The organism is Gordonia sp. NPDC127522, from assembly GCF_042672305.1.
In the GTDB taxonomy this organism is placed as follows: Bacteria; Actinomycetota; Actinomycetes; order Mycobacteriales; family Mycobacteriaceae; genus Gordonia; species Gordonia hongkongensis.
Genome location: NZ_JBHXVK010000003.1, coordinates 349,764 through 366,633 on the forward strand (window position 1 = coordinate 349,764; position 16,870 = coordinate 366,633).

The following is a 16,870-nucleotide window of genomic DNA, read 5'->3' on the forward strand; positions in this document are numbered from 1 at the left end:
CACGGTAGTCCGTTCAGTCGTCGAGGGGTTCGGCGACGAAATCGTCGAGGTCGACGCTGCGCGTCCGCGCCCAGTAGTCGACGATCCGCCACGGCAGGACGGCGACGACGCGTCCGTCGGGGTTGCGGTACCAGTTGGTCATCGCCGGATGCGTCCACACCATCTGCGCGTGGGCGCGGTCGACGGCGTCGTTGTACTCGTCGGTGACGTCCCGCCGGACTTCCAGTGCGCCCAGCCGGTTCTCGATCATCGCGCGCAGGGCGTCGCAGACATAGCGCACCTGGTACTCCAGGATGCTGATGAAGCTGCCACCGTGTCCCAGTGCGGTGTTCGGCCCGGTGAGGATGAACAGGTTGGGAAAGTCGGGTGCGGTGATCCCGAGGTAGGCGTACGCGTCGTGATCACCCCACGCCTCGACGGTGTTCTGCCCGCTGCGTCCGACGATGTCCATGGGGTAGAGGTAGCGGTCGCTGTGGAATCCCGTCGCGAACACGATGATGTCGAAGTCGTGGGCGCTGCCGGTGCCGTCGACGAGCCCGTCGGAGGTGACCCGTTCGACGCCGTGCGGAACCAGCTCGACGTTCGGCCTGCGCAACATGCGAAACCAGCCGTTGTCCAACAGCATCCGCTTGCCGAAGGGTGGGTAGTCGGGAGTCGACAGATCGATGAGGTCGTCGCGGTCGCCCAGTTCGGTGCGCAGGTAGCGCAGGTAGAACTCGCGGTGACCGTGATTGACGGCGTTGATCGACGCGGTCGGCTCGGGCCAGTCCGGGTCGATGCGCAGGGTCGAGTGGACCTTGTCGTTGAAGATCCACGACAGCCGTGCGCGGTACCACTCCCGGTACCCGGGGAGGTTGTCCATCAGCCAGTGCACGTCGTCGCCGACCGGCGCGAAGTAGTCATCGTTCGGCGCGATCCACTGCGGCGAGCGCTGGAAGATCGTCAGCGATCCGACCCGATCGGCGATGGCCGGCCCGATCTGCATCGCGCTGGCACCGGAGCCGACGATGGCGACCCGCTTGCCGGTGAACGCGCCGGGCTCGTCGAGTTCGTCCGGCCACTGTGCGGAATGGAAGATCGGACCGGCGAAGTCGCCCATCCCCGGGAGTTCGGGAAGCTTGGGGCGGTTGAGGATTCCGACCGCGCTGATAAGGATCCGGGCGGTCAGGGTGTCCTGCCGGCCGTCGCGGTCGCGGACGTGGACCGTCCAGCGCTGGGTCTCGGCGTCGTAGGCGGCCGAGAGGACCTCGGTGCCGAAGCGGACGCGATCGCGCACCGCGTGCCGGTCGGCGAAGGCCTGCAGGTAGCCCTGCACCTCGTCGCGCTTGCCGAAGTGTGTCGACCACGGGTGATCGAAGGACGAGATCGAGTAGAGATAGCTCGGCGTGTCGACACCGGCGCCGGGGTAGCGGTTCTCGTACCACGAGCCGCCCACCTCGTCGTTCTTCTCCAGCACGGTGTGCTCGACGCCGGCTTCCGCGAGTTGTGTGGAGATCAGCATGCCGGCCACACCGGCGCCGATGACCAGCGCGTCCATCGACGTGGCGAGATCGTCGGGCAACGCCGGCAGATGTGTATCCCGGAGGTCGCCGCGGACGATCTCGGTCATCATCGGCGCGAATTCCGGGGCCACCTGCTCGCCCGCGGTGAACGACATCAACGATGCGACGAGTGCCTCGTCGGCCGGCTTCCGCGCCGGCCGGCCGCGGTCGTACCAGTTCTCGAGGGCGTCGACGACCGCCGCGCGGATCTCCTGCTGGACGTCCTCGCCGAGCCCGCCCGAGGAGTTGTCGTCCATGCCTCGGCTCCGCGTCGGGCGGTACCGATCGGTCATCCACCGGTGGTCACCCGTCATCTCCACGAGGACCGCGAGCAGGGTCGGGATGTTGCCCGCCGCCACGGCTGCCCGGATCTCCGCTGTGGTCGGGCGCGTCTCCGGACGCAGCGAAACAGATGTCATAGCTAAAACTAACCACTGTTAGTAGTGCGACGTCAACACCGCGTTTTACTCGGACTGACGGGCCTTGACGGCGAAAACGAGCTATGCCACTGTGTCCTCAGTCATACTAACAACGGTTAGTGAGCACGGAGGATTGACATGGATCTCAGCGAGGCAATGCGCACGACGGGCACCTGCCGCTACTTCAGCGACCGCCCGGTGGAGGACGAGGTGCTGTACCGGGCGTTCGACGACGCGCGATTCGGCCCGCAGGGCGGCAACCGCCAACCCGTCCGTTGGGTCGTCGTCCGCGACGAGGTGACCAAGAAGGCACTCGCCGACCTCTACCTGCCGTTCTGGGAGGGCTACTACGCCGCAGTCGTCGAGGGCTCGAAGAAGGTCGGCGCCATCCCCAAGACCGTGGAGAGCGCCAACTATTTCGCGCACCACCTCGCCGAGGTGCCCGCCCTCATCGTGGTGTGCGCCGAGATCGAGGGACTGCACCCGACCGACCACGAACTCGGCAGGCTGAGCGTCGTCGGCGGTGCGTCGATCTACCCGAGCGTCCAGAACCTCACCCTCGCGCTCCGGCAGCAAGGCGTGGCCACTGCGCTGACGACCCTGCTGTGCGCGGCCGAGAACGAGGTGAAGGACCTCCTCGGCATCCCCGAGGGTTATCTCACCGCCGCCCACATCGCCGTCGGCTATCCGCGTGACGACTTCCCCCGCAAGCTGTCCCGGACCCCGGTCGAGGAGATCGCCTTCCTCGACCGCTTCGACAACCGGATGTTCGCGTGAGCGCCCCCGCCGTGAACCCCTCGACGCGCGCCCTCTCTCCCGCACAGACCTCGATGCTGGGCCGGGCCACCATCGGTGACCAGCTGCGCCGCCTGGCCCGGTCCCAGGGTTCGACCCCGGCGATCGTGGCCTACGACGCGCAAGGCGGACGTACGTCGACGTCGTACGCCGAGCTCAACACGATGGCCAACCGGGTCGCGCATGTGCTCCTCGACCTCGGCGTCGGGCGAGGGGACCGCGTTGCAGTGATGAGTCGTAACCGGGTCGAGACGGTCGCCACCTACTACGGCGCCCTCAAGGTCGGTGCCGCGTATTCCGGCGTCAGCCCCATGTTCCGGGAGGGCGAGGTCGCCCAGCAGCTCCGCCACCTGGAACCGACGGTGCTCGTCGTCGAACAACCGCTGTCCGCGCTGGCCGGCCCCATCGCCGACGGTCTCGGGATCTCGGTCCTCGTGGTCGGCGACGACGAAGCGAACTCGTGGAACTCGTTCGACGAGTCCGTCGCGGCAGCCGACGATTCCGAACCCGACTGCGAGGTCGACGAACACGACCTCGCGATGATCGTCTACACCAGCGGCACCGAGTCGACGCCCAAAGGCGTCGAGATCGCCCATCGGAACTACCTCATCTCCACCTCGCCGGCATACACGTGGGGGCTGCGCTGCCGTAACGACGACGTGTGGCTCTACGTGATGCCGTTCCACACGATCGCCGGGATCGGCTCGCTGACGTCGTTGACGCTGCTGGGCGCCACCTTGGTGCTGCCGGCCGCGGTCGACCCGGCGACGGCGTTGCGGATGATCCGCGACGAGAAGATCTCGGTGCTGGCCCAGACGCCGACCTTCTTCATCGCGCTCGCCAACCACCCCGATTTCGGTCCCGACACCGTCGGTTCGGTGCGCCGCTGCCTGACCTACGGCGGTCAGGTGTCGCCGCACGCGGTCGACGCGTGGGCCGCGGCGACCCCGGAATCGGTCTGGGGTACCTACTGGGGACAGTCCGAACTCACCCAGCTCGGCTCCGTCGGCTGGTTCCGGCGGCTCGAGGACGTGCCGGACCAGGACCCGACCTGGATCGGCAAGCCGGTCGGGCACCTGGAGGTCCGGGTCGTCGACGCCGACGGCAACGACGCCGAAGAGGGCGAACTCCTGTGCCGCACACCCTCGGTCATGCTCGGCTACCACAAGGACCCCGAGCGCACCGCGCAGGTCTTCGAGGGTGGCTGGGTTCATACCGGTGACATCGTCCGGATCGACGCCGACGGCAACCTGTTCTTCCGCGACCGGCGCAAGGACATGATCAAGACCGGTGGATTCAACGTCGCGTCGCAAGAGGTCGAGCGAGTTCTGCAGGCACATCCCGACGTCGAGCGCGCGGCCGTCGTCGGGCTGCCCGACCCGTACTGGTCGGAGGCGGTCACCGGATTCGTGGTGCTCCGCGCCGGCGCGGAACACACCGGCGCCGACATCCGTGAGTACTGCCGGACCGACCTGGCATCGTACAAGGTGCCCAAAGAGGTCCACGTGGTCGACGCGTTGCCGACCGACGCCCAGGGCAAACTGCTCAAGCGCGAGTTGAGGAAGGCCTATGGAACCGGTCAGGGCTGAGATCGACGCCGACGCGGCCACCGACGAACACCCGACGCCGCCGGCGCGGCGGCCCCGCCGACGGCGCGACGAGATCGTCGAGGCCGCGGCCCGCTACTTCGCCGATCACGGCTACTCCAACGCCGGGATGCGTGACATCGCCCAGGCGGTCGGTATGCGAGGCGCGAGCCTGTACAACCATTTCCAGTCCAAGGAGGAGATCCTCTACGCCATCGCGCTGCGGATGACCGAGGATCCGCAGGAGGATCTGCTGCTGCTCGATGCCGAGGGTGGTCCCGTCGAACGGCTCACCAACCTGATCGAGGCCCACGTCCGGCGTCTGGCGCGGCACCGGGTGGAACACCTTGTCGCTCTTCGCGAATTGTCGGCGCTGACACCCGAACACCGACGGGTGGTCACCGACTACCGGAAGTACTACCAGCGTCGAATTCGCGATGTGATCGCCGCCGGCGCCCGTCTGGGGCTGTTCGAGGTCCGCGACCCACACCAGTCGGCGATCGCGGTCCTGGACCTGATGAACGGGATCAGCTGGTGGCTCAACGACTCCCACGATGTCGACCAGTTGGTCCGCGACTACGTCGACTTCACGATCGGTGGCGTTCTCCACCATCGTCCGACGTCGTGAGCGGACCACTCGCCGGCGTGCGGGTGGTCGAGATGCCCGGACTCGGGCCGACCCCGCACGCCTGCATGCTGCTCGCCGACCTCGGCGCCGACGTCATCCGGATCCGGCGGCCCGGCCCCGATCTGCCCGGGCCCGACGGTATCCCGGATGCCGACGCCGGTCTGTACCGGTCGCGACGCACCGTCGACGCCGACGTCAAAGACCCCGACGACGTGGCCCGCATCCGAGAGCTGATCCGGCGCGCCGACATCGTCGTGGAGGGGTTCCGGCCGGGCGTGATGGAACGCCTCGGCCTGGGTCCCGAGATCTGCTCCGACGCACCGCAACTCATCTACGCGCGCATGACCGGGTGGGGTCAGGACGGAGGTCGTGCCGCGAGCGCCGGACATGACATCAACTACCTGGCGGTCACCGGTGTGCTCGAGGCGACGGGTCCGGCCGGTGCGCCGCCGGTGCCACCGCTCTCGCTCGTCGGCGACTTCGGCGGGGGGTCGATGCTGCTCGTCGTCGGCGTGCTGGCCGCTCTGCACGACCGCACTCGGACCGGCCGAGGCCAGGTCATCGACGCCGCCATGGTCGACGGTGCCGGACTACTCGGCGCGCTGCAGTGGTCGTGGAAGGCCGCCGGACGCTGGGGTTCTCGGGACCAGGGCAATCTCCTCGACGGCTCGGCGCCGTTCTACGCGACGTATCGGTGCGCCGACGACAAGTTCGTCGCCGTCGGCGCGCTCGAGGAGAAGTTCTGGCGGAACCTGGTCGACACCCTCGGCCTCGGCGACCTGCCCGACCGGTGGGACCGGGCCGCATGGCCGGTGATCAGCGCGGCACTGCAAGCCCGCTTCGGAACGCGTACGCGCGACGAGTGGGGGAGTGTGTTCGACGGTGTGGACGCCTGTGTGACACCGGTTCTCGACTTCGACGAGGCCGCGGCAGACCCGGTCGCGGTGCAACGCGGTTCGTTCGTGCGCGTGGACGGTGCGATCGCCCCCGCGCCGGCACCGCGGTTCTCCCGGACCGCGTTGCCGGCGCCCTCAGGTCCGTCGGCGACGTCGCTGGGGGAGATCGTCGACGAGTGGTCGGCGGGGAACTGAACGGCTGATGAGCAACGAAAAACCCCCGGAGCGATCCGGGGGTTTTGTCGTGGTGCGCGATACAAGGATTGAACTTGTGACCTCTTCCGTGTCAGGGAAGCGCTCTCCCACTGAGCTAATCGCGCGGGTATGGAATTGTGCAGCGGTGGAGGTGGCGACGGGAATCGAACCCGTGTACACGGCTTTGCAGGCCGTTGCCTCACCACTCGGCCACACCACCAGATGCGAGTCGACTCGCGCCGAGCGGATGACGGGATTCGAACCCGCGACCCTCACCTTGGCAAGGTGATGCGCTACCAGCTGCGCTACATCCGCATGCCCACGAGCGATCTTGTGGATCGTGCTGCTCGCGGTGCGAAGAGAAACTTACGCGATGGTTTCCGAACTATCCAAATCGCCTGGTCAGAGGCGTGTCCGCGACTGAATCCCCAGCGTGTGATTCGCTCCCGTGCCATGTAGGGGCGTCTGTGATGTGGCCCACCGCGGCGATTTGGGACTTCTGCGCAACCCGTGTAATCTTCTGGCTCGTGCGCAGGCGCCCCCGGCACTGACTGAAGGCGCCCGACACGGTCCCGTGGCTCAGTGGAAGAGCGTCCCGTTCACACCGGGAAGGTCGCTGGTTCGATCCCAGCCGGGACCACCACTAAACCCTCTGATCACAGGGGGTTTTTGCTTTCAGATTAGATGCGCTTGCAGGGGCCTGCGGTACTCATGCGGTACTCGGATTCACCAACCTTGCGGAAGGTTGCGGTACTTGGAGGTGCTCGGCAGCATGCCGGGCCGTGGATGGCCGTCCGCATCGCAATGCGGGACCCGAGCAGACGACGGACGGGAATGCCGCGCTCGGCGCGGCTGCCGGGATCACATGGTCGGCAGGCCCCCCGTGAGGAAGGCGGGTGTGAAGTGTTTGCCTCAATGGGTTTCACATGCCGGCATCACCCAGTAACGACATCACTGACGATCTGAGAGTGTTTCGCAAGCGCGAAGTCGCTCGACGGTTCGCAGTCGCGGAAGATTCGGTAGGCCGCCTCATCGCGAGTGAGGTCTCGCGTCCGACGATCTACCGGATCATAGAGGGACACTGGTAATCGGGATATTAGGGTTGTTCGGTGACGAACACCCAATTCGATTGGCTGCCGGACAGACACCTCGGCGCAGCGGCAGAGCTTGCTCATGCCGACGAGATTCTCGGACAACTCAGCGATGTTCTCTTCGACTACCAGACTGTGCCGGAGGGGATCATCGGGCTGCGGAACGTAGTCGTCGGCGACATGGTGCAGACAGTGGTCGAGAGCATCAAGCCCATCCCGCAGAAGGTGCCGCTGCTCGTCGCTGATGTACTGGTCGCGCTGCGCAATGCCATTGAGCACACGCTGTTCGCCGAGGTGGAGTTCCGGGACGGTCGCCTGAGCGACGACCTGGCCAAGAAGGTCGAGATACCGGCCACGAAAAGCGACGAGGACTTCCTCAAATGGGTCGGAGCCCGAGACAAGAAGGGGCCTGCATCGCTGAAGTCCGGTAGCGACCTCGTCGCCCGCATCGAGCGGCTGCAGCCGTATCACCTGGGCGACGACCACCGGTTGCATCCGTTGGCGCGACTGGCGCTGCACACCAACCACGCCAAGCATCGGGAACCTGCCGTCACGGCGGTCAGGATCGCCGCGATGTACGACGACCACAACAGGCCGCAGACCCTCGACGAGGTGGCGACGGGGGCCGTAGTGCCGCTGAACGTGGGCGAGGTCATCGGTGAGGTGCCCCTCGGCGTCCAGGTCCCGATGACCATGTTCCCCAACCTCGGGATCAACAGGCCGCTGACTGACGAGTGGCCGCAGTTGCTCGGCGAGCTGAAGGAAATCTTCGACTGGGTTCGGGAAGAGGCACTGCCGTGCCTCATGGTCGGGGCCGCCCCCGATCCACCTCTGCCGTGCCGCTACGAGATCTCGGTCGGCCACGACGATGTGCGAGGGGCGCTCGTCGAGGGCTCAGACGTTTCGGCGGTAACCAGGCACGCACAACGACTGGTCGCAGCAGCGGCGAGGATCGACCTGGCGGAGCACATCGCAGAGATCGACACGAAAACGCCGCCGGAGCTCGTGACCCGATGGTTCGACCACCTATCCGACGATGAGGTGATCGACTGGGCAGATCGGCTGGCGGGGCGCCCTCAGCTGGACCCGCCGACGCGAAGGCGGTACTTGTATCGCACTCTCCTGAAGATGCGCGACGCCGCAGTCGAGTTCTCGAAGAAGGCCGGATAGGGTTCCTTCACCTTATTCGGAACCCGACAGACCCTGTGGACGCCCACGGATAGGGGCGACTGTCAGTATCGGACGCCCGAGTCAACGACCGGCTTCCAGACGGGCCTCGCCGAGAGCAGAAGATCGTCAGCGTGGCAATGGCGTCCGGGAGTACAGGACAAGCCCGCGACAAGATGTCGCGGGCTTGTCGTGCATGTGACGGTTCGGCGTGTTCGCTCAGATGGCGCTATCTAGGTCGGCGTCGAGCGCGTTTATGCTCCCTCCGCCGCGGGTCGGCGACAGCGAGCCCAGCATCTGTCGCGCGAGGTCGAGGTCCTCGTGTGTGATCCGGCGGTCGTCTGGGACGAGGATCTCGAAGTGGCAGTCGAGCCGTGCAATCAGATACCCCGGGTATGCAAGGCGGGCATCTTCGGGGTGCTCTACGGGCTCACCAGTGATGCGCAGCAGCCCGACGACGATCCCTCCGATGACGACAATGAGGTAACCGGCCTGTGCGATGCGACGACGCCCGGCGTGCTTCCACCAACGGTGCGTGGCCAGGAAGAATTCTTCATCGGTGTAGTCCTCGGCTAGACCCGCGAACTCGCGGGGGATGATCCAATCCGGAAGCGAGACGCCCGGTCCGGTCGGGTTGTCCCACTCAGGGGTGGCCTCTTTCTTGACGCCCATACGCAGCGCCGGGATCGGTACGCCGTCCGGTGTGCGCGCCGAGACAAGCACTGGTCGCTTCGCGAGCCATACGACGGTCGCGACGCTGAGGTCGGGAATCCAGCCCGCCTCGACGGCCTTAACCAGGGTTTTATCAGCGATCCCCGTCATGCGGAGGATGAACGCCGGGCGAGCTGGCTCGTCCGGCATCGGCGAGGCGATGGTGGTGACGGTCATGGGTGTGTCTGTCCTTCTCTTCGGTGTGCCGGGCTGATTCGCTCGGTGTCGTGCGCCGCGAGTGGCGGCGCCTCAAAACGGTACCACGATCATTTCGCGAAATGACGAGCTAGCTTCGTGGGCGAACTGGGGGACAGGCTGGATGGGGCGTCGGCCATGATCCAGGGTGCTCAGACCTGTGCAACAACGGACCGGCTAACAGACGGGGTTGAGCGCACGGATGGGCGTGGGCTCACCCGTTTGTTTCGCAATGCTAAGAAATGTGGGGTGGTGGCGGTCGATGTGGGGCGCGACCCGGCCGGTGAGGGTGGCCGAGCCGGTTGCCGGTGTCGCCCGTGTCCTCCCAAGGGCCGGGCCGGGGTGGGTGCCAGGGCCGGCGCCCGCGGGGGACGTAGATGCGGCGGGTGGTCTCGGGGAAATCGAGGGCGGCGAGGGCGGTGGTGGATGGGGCGAGAGCGTTTCCAGCCACAGTCCAAGTGCGCAGGCCAACGACGGCCAATCCATCGGAGATGAGTAGGGGTTTCCTGACGACCACGGCATGGATATTCGGCACGTCGAGTACGACGTGGCCGGGGCGCAGGTCGGAGAATGAGATCTGTTCGATTCGATCCTCACGGAACATGGCGAGCGACTACCCTTCATGTCCGGTGACCAGCGGCGATCCGGACCATCGCGGCCTGCCACGTTCTTCGGCCGGCCGTGATGGGCGCTCCCGGCAGGGCCTGGGATGCGATGGGGCTCAATAGGACCGGAACACGAAGTAGCCGCCCTCGGGGCTCTTCCCCGTGGTGTAGTCGGCCTCGATGTCTCGCGCCCATGCAGCGGTGTCGATGTACTGCCGCAGTTCCTCGGGGACGTTACGGAACGTGCCGGTGTCCTCGGCGAGGTCGTGGACGTAGTCGACGAAGCTACCCCAGCTGCCGCAGTAGCGGTCCTGGAAGTCTCCGAGCGCGGGAGTGTCCGAATTTCCCTCTGCCACAGATGATCCGCTGCGGACCCGCGCGCACACCGCGGGCCACAGGTCGGCGTCATCAAGTTCGTCGTAAGCCTCACCGCCGCGGGTCGCCTCCATGGGGTTGAACTCGCCGTCGACGGGATGAACTCGTGGTCGAAGCACCACAATTCCTCGTGCGTGTCGGGCCTGATCGGCCGTTTGTGCGGCTGGCTCGGGGTGATCTCGGCGGCGTCGGTGGCGTCGTACCAATCTCCGACGAGGTGGCCGGCGTTGTTGCAGGCGAGGCAGCCGAGCCATACACGTGGCGTGCGGGTCAATGCGGGTGGTGGTCATCGGAATCCTCCTCGATGTGGACATCGAGGAGGGTCTCTCCGGCGGTTACGCCGCTGGTCTGCGTTGGGCAGAGCCATGCGCTCGGCCTCGGGGAGTGAATCGAGGCATTCTCTGCAGCGGGCACCCTATGTAAAGTGCTGGACGCTGGGGCCTCTCGGTCACACGCTGGGACAGCAGCTGCAATGGGACGTCTGTTGTCGGAGGCGGCCGATACGATTTCGGACGTGTTCAGAGATCGCGGACGAGGAGGGTGCCGGAAGACGGACGTGGCGTCGGCCGCTGACAGCGGAGCAGCGCCAGACCCCGACCACGCGTGGAAGGCCTTGTCGCTGGTCAACGAGTGGATCCGCCATTCCGATGCGAAGGCTGGGGTGACGCTGGCGTTCGTTGGTGTGATGGGCACCTTGACGTTCAATCTGACGAAAGATCTACAGAACTGGTCGCTTCCAGTGGTAGTCGCAGCAGCGGCCGCTTGCACGTTCATGGTGACTGCAGTGGGGCTATGCGCATGGACGCTAACGCCCAGGGTGAAGGATAAGGACGACGATGCAGACAGCAAGAGTCTGCTGTTCTTCGCGAGTATCTCGAGCCACTACAAGGGCGGCCGCCCGCGCTACAGGACCGACCTGAGCACGCTGTCGGCAGATCCGGCGGCCCTCACCGAGCAGCTCGCCGACCAGGTCCATGCGAATGCTTTGATCGCCACCGTCAAGAATCGTTCCGCGAAGTGGGCGATCCGTGCTGCGGTCGCCGCGGGTGCAGCAGTGGCCATGCTCGCGCTAACTACCAACATTACGAACACACCCACAGGAGCAGACGATGGACGGCAACTACAAGGCGTACAGCTACACGAGCAGCTCGGACCGGATCAAGGAGATCCTGAATCAGCCGGCCGGCCAGTTCGAGGAGGTTGACGCTCTGCCGGACCGCGGCAAGCTGTCCTACACGAATGGCTTCTACGGCTATTGCTCCGCGGTATTCATCGACATCCGGGACTCATCGGGACTGACCGAGAAGCACACTCGGCCCACGTTGGCGAAGACCTATAGAGCCTTCATCTCGGAGATGGTTGCAGTGTTGAATTCTGATACCGATGTCAGGGAGGTGAATATCGTTGGCGACTGCGTCTGGGCTGTGTACAACACACCTGTGAAGCCAGACATCGACGAGGTGTTCTCAATTGCTGTTACGGCCAATACCTTGGTCAAGCTGCTCAATCACCACTACGAAAAGAAGGGCTACAGCCCGATCAAGGTCGGGATCGGGGTCGACTACGGGCGAGTCCTGATGATCAAGGCGGGGTTCAGCGGAAGTGGAATCAACGACGTGATCTACATGGGTGACGTCGTGAACCGCGCAGCGCATTTGGCGCACGAGGCAGGCCGTGGATGGAATCAGCCGATTTACGTCGGGGGAGTCTTTCAAAGCAATCTGAACGACCACAATCGCGACCTTCTGACCAGCAATTATACGAACGAGCTGGGGACGGTGTATACCGGCAATGTTGTTCGAATCGAAATGAACGACTGGGTGGAAAGTCTGTAGTGTCTTGGGTCACCGGGTGCCCGCGCCACGGCGAACACGAGGTTCACCGAAGTGGCGCGGACACGGGCAGCAACTCCTCACCGGGCTGCGCGGCGGGCCAGCTCGTCGTCGCGAGTACCGGCGTGCTGGTACCGCATGGCAGCTCGTGCACTGGAATGTCCGAGCCTGCTCATGATCTCGGCGAGAGTGGCACCCGTCTGGATAGCGGGTGGCCGCGTAGTGGCGCGGCTATGGAAGGCCAGGTCAGGGCACCCGGCAATGCCTGGGCCTTCCACCACCAGTTGATGACCGAGGACTGGCTGACGTAGTTGCCGTTCTGGCCTGTCCACAGCAGAGCGCCGGGGGCCAATCGGGCGACGTGCCGGGCGATCGCCTCGGCGTCACGGCCGAAGATGACAATGCCGCGCTGGCCAGCGTCGGTCTTGGTCGGTCCCGCGACGCGTTCCAGACCCGCGCCCTCGACCACACTGCGAGTCACCAAGAGTCGGACACAGTCGACCTCGCCGTGCTCGTTGTGCTCGACGATGACATCGTCGGTGGTGAGGGCGAGCGCCTCGCCGAATCCACGGCGAGGCTCTTCTCGTATTCGGGTCACGGCGATTTCGGATGGTGGTCCGGCATTTCTGCCCTCGGTGCATGCTGCCGGAGATACCGGATCACATCGTCGTCGATGGGGCTCCGTCCCGGAGCGGACCCGTCGCCGTGAACCTCGGCGTGCAGTCGCTCCATTCGCTGATCCAGTTCGTTCGCCGTGCGGGCCGCCGAAGCGAGCTCTGCCGACAGATGGTCGGGGACGCGGCCGTCGTATTTGTAGAAGATCTTGTGCTCCAGCGTGGCCCAGAAGTCCATCGCCACGGTGCGGATCTGGATCTTTACCACGACCTCGACGGGGCCGGTGGAGAGGAAGACCGGGATCGCGACGATCGCGTGCAGGCTCTTGTAGCCGTTGGGCTTGGGTGCCGCGATGTAGTCCTTGATCTCGATGACGCAGACGTCATCGTGAGAGGTCAGGGTCTCCAGGCTTCGGTAAGTGTCCTCGATGAAGCTGCAGGTGACGCGGATACCCGCGATATCGGTCAGGTGTGCGCGGATCGAGGGCAGGTCAGGTGCGATGCCCTTGCGCATGGCCTTGCGCAAGATGCTCTCCGGTGTCTTGACCCGCGAGGTCACATGCTCGATGGGGTTGTAGTGGTGCAGGTGGAGGAACTCGGTTCGCAGGATGGTCACCTTTGTGAGGATCTCGTCGACCGCGAACTGATGCTCCATCTGAAAGCGGGTCATGTCGTCACGCAGTCGCGCCAGGTCGCCCAGGATCTCACGGTCGATCGGACTGTCGCTGTCGCTTGCTGTCATCGGTCCTCCCGGGGTATCTCGCTGATGGACGCACTCCCGGCCATCGACCATCGACCATAGGCGGCTGCGGGGAGTCGGCCACGCCACCCGAACGCGACGGCGCACCGGATTCGCTGCTCCGGGTGGCGTTCGATCGATCGGATGAACACGGCCATCGACCCCAGATCTCGGTGCCCCGGGTGGATACGATGCGGCGGCAGCTGTGGCGATCGGTGGCTCACAGCTGCAGGCGGACGTTTGGAGACGGACATGACGAGACGCTGTGAGCGGCATGGCGGACGCGCGCGGACAGTGCTGCGAATGAAGCGCCCCGGCACCGGAATCCTGGTTGCGACACTATTTGCCACCCAGGACCTCTGCCCTCGGCACGCGTATTGCTACGAGAACTTCTGCGGAGATCACTGATGGCCAGAAAGTCCTTCGCCGGAATAGTCATGGCAGCAGCAGTCATCGGGGCGTTGGCCGGCGTCGGCGGGGCGTCGGCGGGGCGTCGGCGGCACCGTCTTCGGTTCAGCGCGAAGGCGGACCCTGTTATCAGCACGAGTACGGCATGGACTCTGCCGACGGCACGCTGTACTGCTCGCCGGAGGGCGATGGGTTCTGGCGCAGTCATGCCGTGTCCCGTGCGCCCAAGGTCCGAATCGGAACTCCCTGCCCACAGCTCGGTGCTCGCGCGATGGTGCACCAAACCGACGGCATCGCCACGTGCCGACAGTCAAACAGCGCCGGTTTGCGATGGCAGTGGTAGGCGCTGCACCAGCGTTTCGTCTGTTCGGCATCCCCGGTCTGCGTCAGTACGGACTGCACCCCTGAACGAACACCGGCCGGTATGGCTGTCCCGCAACCGCATCGACGTCGTCGAGAGCCCGGGCCAGCACGACGACCGCGGCGTCCGCGGACCGCTGCAGCGGCGCGGCGAGGAGCGCGTAACCGTGTCGCATCGTCACCGTGGCGACGATGCGCGCCTGCCAGCCCGGCGCGTCGGCCGGCGGTGACTGGATGCCGTCGAGAACGCGGCAGGTCGACCGCTGCGCGAGCTCCTCACCGTCGTTCCCGGTCGAGAGATCGATGAGTATGTCGACCACTCGCCGCTGGTCGAGTCGGAGCGCAGAGTCGTCGGCGAGTGGCCAGGGGTCGAGCCGCGGGCGCACGACCTCGGACGGGGTCTCGAGTGCGATGTGGATCGGTGGAACCGGACCGTCGGCGGTTCTCGACGAGGTGTCGCGCGTCATCGCGGCCGGGTCGATGCCGTCCCCGACGCACGCGACGGTCAGCGTCGACGATGCCGCGATGACCAGTACGACTCCGAGGGTTGTTCGTAGTGATGACATGGTGTCGTCCCCAAGGTGATCTCGTCACCCACCGAGGTCAACGGTAGTCCGGCACGTACCGTCGCGATCCAGCTGTCCACCGAACAACCGACCACGCCACGGCGTTGCGCGTGATACAGCTCACAATCAGGGCGTACGCTCGCCGCGTGGCCGCGAAGACTGCCGTCGAATCGCCGGAGTCGTCACGTCCTGTGCCCGCACGGATCCCGACGGCGGCGATCGTCGTGGCGGCCGTCATCGCGGTCGGGGTGATCGCCTGGCACGTCGCGGCGTTCCCGATCACCAACCCGTTCTACGGGCTCTTCGAGAACGCCACTGATGCCCGCGTCTATCGCGCGGGCGCGGCGACCATGCTCGACGCGGGTCCGCTGTACGACGCACCCGTCCTGTGGCGTCTGCACTTCACCTATCCGCCGTTCGCCGCGGTCGTGTTCGTCCCGCTGGCTCTGTTCGCCGAGGCCGTCGCCCACATCGTCTGGTGGACAATCGGTTTCGCCGCGCTCATCGTCGTGATCGGGATGTGCCTTCGGAGCCTGCACTACCGGCCCGGCGGTCGCCTGATCACGTTTGCCGCCTTGCTCGCGATCTCGTCGACCGCCCTCGAACCGATCCGCACCACCATCTGGCTCGGACAGGTCAACTTCCTGGTGATGACCCTGATCCTCGTCGACCTGGTGTTCCTCTCGACGACATCGCGGTGGCGCGGAGTCGCCATCGGCATCGCCGCCGGGATCAAACTGACACCGCTGTTCGCCGTCGTCTACCTACTGGTGACACGTCAGTGGCGCGCGGCAGCCACGGCGCTGGCGACGTTCGCGGCGACCGTGATGATCGGTTTCCTGGCCGTCCCCGCCGACTCGTGGGCCTACTGGACCCGCCACCTCACGGACACCGAACGCATCGGCCGGGCCGACTCGCCGGCCAACCAATCGGTGCGCGGATTCGTGTCACAGATGTTGTCCCACTTCGACATCGGACGGTTCGCCGAGCCCGCACCCGGCGGGCCCGTCTTCGTCGCGCCGACGTGGCTGTGGCTCCTGCTCGCGCTGGCCGTCGCCGCGCTCGGACTGGTCGCCGCGGTGGTCGCCCACCGCGATGCGCGCGACGTCCTCGCGGCCACGATCGTCGGGATGACGATGTGTGCGGTCTCGCCCTTCGCGTGGGGACACCACTGGGTCTGGTGCGTGCCGCTGTTCGTCGTCGCGCTGGATCTGGCGATGCGGCGGGGGAGTACGGCTCGCACGTGGTGGTATTGGCTCGCGCCGGCCGGCGTGGCGGCGCTGACGTTCACCTGGTGGCGGCACTGGTGGGACAGCGGGCCGTATCTGACCTCCGACCATGCGATCGCGTTGGGGCTTTTCATGATGCCGCGACACGGTGACGACTCTGGCGTGGGCGATCTGCTCGTCGTGCTGTATTCGGGCTGCTATCCGCTGCTTCTCGCGGTCACCGTGTCCGCGACCCTGATCGACGGCGCGCGGCGGAGGCGATGGCGCGGCTCGACCACCCTGCCGACGCCGGAGTCCGACAACTGCATCGCGTAGCCTGGACGTCACTTTCCAGGCCGAGACGAACACCGGGCCGAAGTACGCAGCGGGCCGAATGAACGAGGTGGGAGACGATGCCGACACCGGGGGCGAGCGAGTCCGGAGTGAACGAGACGTCCACACCGAGCGGCGCGCGGACGTCGGCCGACGCGGACCGCGGGTCTCTCCGGCATCGCCTGCGCATCCGCGCACGCCATCGTCGCTACGTCGTGCGCAGCAATCCGAAGTGGCACGGCATGTACCGCATCGCGGTCGGGACCATCGGCACGATCGTCTTGCTGTGCGGCATCGTCGCGATCCCGTACCCGGGCCCGGGCTGGCTCATCGTGTTCCTCGGACTGGGGATTCTGGCGTCGGAGTTCGACTGGGCGCACCGGTTGCTGAAGTTCGCGCGGGCGAAATACGACGCCTGGATGGACTGGATCGGTCGGCAACACTGGTCGGTACAGGCCGTCTTCTGGCTCGCAACCTGTGCCATCGTCATCGCCACCCTGTGGGTTCTCGGCGCGCTCAACACCGTCGCCGGGTGGGTCGGCCTCGACTACGGCTGGCTGGCGAGTCCCATCTTCGGCTGATCTCCGACGCCGCAAGGTAGGGGTG

At 66.0% G+C, this 16,870-nt stretch carries 15 protein-coding genes, 4 tRNA genes and 1 pseudogene; 10 read left to right on the plus strand and 10 right to left on the minus strand.

What is annotated here, in order from left to right; genetic code table 11:
* Positions 1-13: 13 nt before the first annotated feature.
* Positions 14-1,960 (minus strand): flavin-containing monooxygenase, encoded by a 1,947-nt coding sequence (locus ACFVHY_RS09165; RefSeq protein WP_390271058.1) that lies wholly within the window; start codon positions 1,958-1,960, stop codon positions 14-16.
* A 138-nt stretch (positions 1,961-2,098) separates the two neighbouring features.
* On the opposite strand from ACFVHY_RS09165, the gene ACFVHY_RS09170 reads away from it, so the two are divergent.
* From ACFVHY_RS09170 to ACFVHY_RS09185, 4 genes are read left to right on the plus strand one after another with little or no spacing between them, the layout of a single operon-like run.
* Positions 2,099-2,737 (plus strand): nitroreductase family protein, encoded by a 639-nt coding sequence (locus ACFVHY_RS09170; RefSeq protein ID WP_259936361.1) that lies wholly within the window; start codon positions 2,099-2,101, stop codon positions 2,735-2,737.
* The gene (locus ACFVHY_RS09175; protein ID WP_390271061.1) at positions 2,734-4,344 is read left to right on the plus strand and encodes a class I adenylate-forming enzyme family protein; all 1,611 of its coding nucleotides are present in this window, start codon (positions 2,734-2,736) and stop codon (positions 4,342-4,344) included. The genes ACFVHY_RS09170 and ACFVHY_RS09175 overlap by 4 nt, the downstream gene beginning before the upstream one ends.
* Positions 4,325-4,969 (plus strand): TetR/AcrR family transcriptional regulator, encoded by a 645-nt coding sequence (locus ACFVHY_RS09180; protein WP_390271064.1) that lies wholly within the window; start codon positions 4,325-4,327, stop codon positions 4,967-4,969. The genes ACFVHY_RS09175 and ACFVHY_RS09180 overlap by 20 nt, the downstream gene beginning before the upstream one ends.
* Positions 4,966-6,060 carry a CaiB/BaiF CoA transferase family protein gene (locus tag ACFVHY_RS09185; protein ID WP_390271067.1) on the plus strand — a complete coding sequence of 365 codons (1,095 nt, stop codon included), beginning with the start codon at positions 4,966-4,968 and terminating at the stop codon, positions 6,058-6,060. Before ACFVHY_RS09180 ends, ACFVHY_RS09185 begins: the two co-directional genes overlap by 4 nt.
* Before the next feature lie 50 nt (positions 6,061-6,110).
* On the opposite strand, the gene ACFVHY_RS09190 is transcribed toward ACFVHY_RS09185, so the two are convergent.
* The 3 genes from ACFVHY_RS09190 to ACFVHY_RS09200 all read right to left on the minus strand — a co-directional run bounded on the left by ACFVHY_RS09190 (position 6,111) and on the right by ACFVHY_RS09200 (position 6,375).
* Positions 6,111-6,185, minus strand: a tRNA-Val gene (locus ACFVHY_RS09190).
* A 21-nt stretch (positions 6,186-6,206) separates the two neighbouring features.
* A tRNA-Cys gene (locus ACFVHY_RS09195) sits at positions 6,207-6,280 on the minus strand.
* 22 nt (positions 6,281-6,302) lie between these two features.
* Positions 6,303-6,375, minus strand: a tRNA-Gly gene (locus ACFVHY_RS09200).
* A 253-nt stretch (positions 6,376-6,628) separates the two neighbouring features.
* Here ACFVHY_RS09200 and ACFVHY_RS09205 point away from each other — a divergent pair.
* Positions 6,629-6,703: transfer RNA gene (locus ACFVHY_RS09205), tRNA-Val, on the plus strand.
* Positions 6,704-7,376: 673 nt separating this feature from the next.
* Complete coding sequence (locus ACFVHY_RS09210) at positions 7,377-8,321, plus strand: hypothetical protein (RefSeq protein WP_390271069.1); 945 nt, start codon at positions 7,377-7,379, stop codon at positions 8,319-8,321.
* 216 nt (positions 8,322-8,537) lie between these two features.
* On the opposite strand, the gene ACFVHY_RS09215 is transcribed toward ACFVHY_RS09210, so the two are convergent.
* The 3 genes and pseudogenes from ACFVHY_RS09215 to ACFVHY_RS09225 form a co-directional block, all read right to left on the minus strand.
* Positions 8,538-9,206, minus strand: coding sequence for a hypothetical protein (locus ACFVHY_RS09215; protein WP_390271072.1), 669 nt, complete (start codon positions 9,204-9,206; stop codon positions 8,538-8,540).
* 739 nt (positions 9,207-9,945) lie between these two features.
* Positions 9,946-10,323: an antirestriction protein ArdA gene (locus ACFVHY_RS09220; protein WP_390271075.1), complete on the minus strand. Its 378-nt coding sequence runs from the start codon at positions 10,321-10,323 to the stop codon at positions 9,946-9,948.
* A 35-nt stretch (positions 10,324-10,358) separates the two neighbouring features.
* A pseudogene (locus ACFVHY_RS09225) lies at positions 10,359-10,478 on the minus strand (antirestriction protein ArdA); the annotation flags it as partial.
* A 198-nt stretch (positions 10,479-10,676) separates the two neighbouring features.
* On the opposite strand from ACFVHY_RS09225, the gene ACFVHY_RS09230 reads away from it, so the two are divergent.
* On the plus strand, positions 10,677-11,408 hold the full coding sequence (locus ACFVHY_RS09230) for a Pycsar system effector family protein (RefSeq protein WP_390271078.1): 732 nt from the start codon (positions 10,677-10,679) through the stop codon (positions 11,406-11,408).
* Complete coding sequence (locus tag ACFVHY_RS09235) at positions 11,314-12,039, plus strand: adenylate/guanylate cyclase domain-containing protein (protein ID WP_390271081.1); 726 nt, start codon at positions 11,314-11,316, stop codon at positions 12,037-12,039. The genes ACFVHY_RS09230 and ACFVHY_RS09235 overlap by 95 nt, the downstream gene beginning before the upstream one ends.
* Before the next feature lie 169 nt (positions 12,040-12,208).
* On the opposite strand, the gene ACFVHY_RS09240 is transcribed toward ACFVHY_RS09235, so the two are convergent.
* The 3 genes from ACFVHY_RS09240 to ACFVHY_RS09250 form a co-directional block, all read right to left on the minus strand.
* On the minus strand, positions 12,209-12,634 hold the full coding sequence (locus ACFVHY_RS09240) for a hypothetical protein (protein ID WP_390271084.1): 426 nt from the start codon (positions 12,632-12,634) through the stop codon (positions 12,209-12,211).
* Positions 12,631-13,392 carry a GTP pyrophosphokinase family protein gene (locus ACFVHY_RS09245; RefSeq protein ID WP_390271087.1) on the minus strand — a complete coding sequence of 254 codons (762 nt, stop codon included), beginning with the start codon at positions 13,390-13,392 and terminating at the stop codon, positions 12,631-12,633. Before ACFVHY_RS09245 ends, ACFVHY_RS09240 begins: the two co-directional genes overlap by 4 nt.
* 791 nt (positions 13,393-14,183) lie before the next feature.
* Complete coding sequence (locus ACFVHY_RS09250) at positions 14,184-14,723, minus strand: hypothetical protein (RefSeq protein WP_390271090.1); 540 nt, start codon at positions 14,721-14,723, stop codon at positions 14,184-14,186.
* A 146-nt stretch (positions 14,724-14,869) separates the two neighbouring features.
* Here ACFVHY_RS09250 and ACFVHY_RS09255 point away from each other — a divergent pair, with 146 nt between their 5' ends.
* Positions 14,870-16,267 (plus strand): glycosyltransferase 87 family protein, encoded by a 1,398-nt coding sequence (locus ACFVHY_RS09255; RefSeq protein WP_390271093.1) that lies wholly within the window; start codon positions 14,870-14,872, stop codon positions 16,265-16,267.
* Between the two features lie 77 nt (positions 16,268-16,344).
* Positions 16,345-16,845, plus strand: a complete 501-nt coding sequence (locus ACFVHY_RS09260; RefSeq protein ID WP_083207463.1) for a TIGR02611 family protein — start codon at positions 16,345-16,347, stop codon at positions 16,843-16,845.
* The last annotated feature ends 25 nt before the right edge of the window (positions 16,846-16,870 follow it).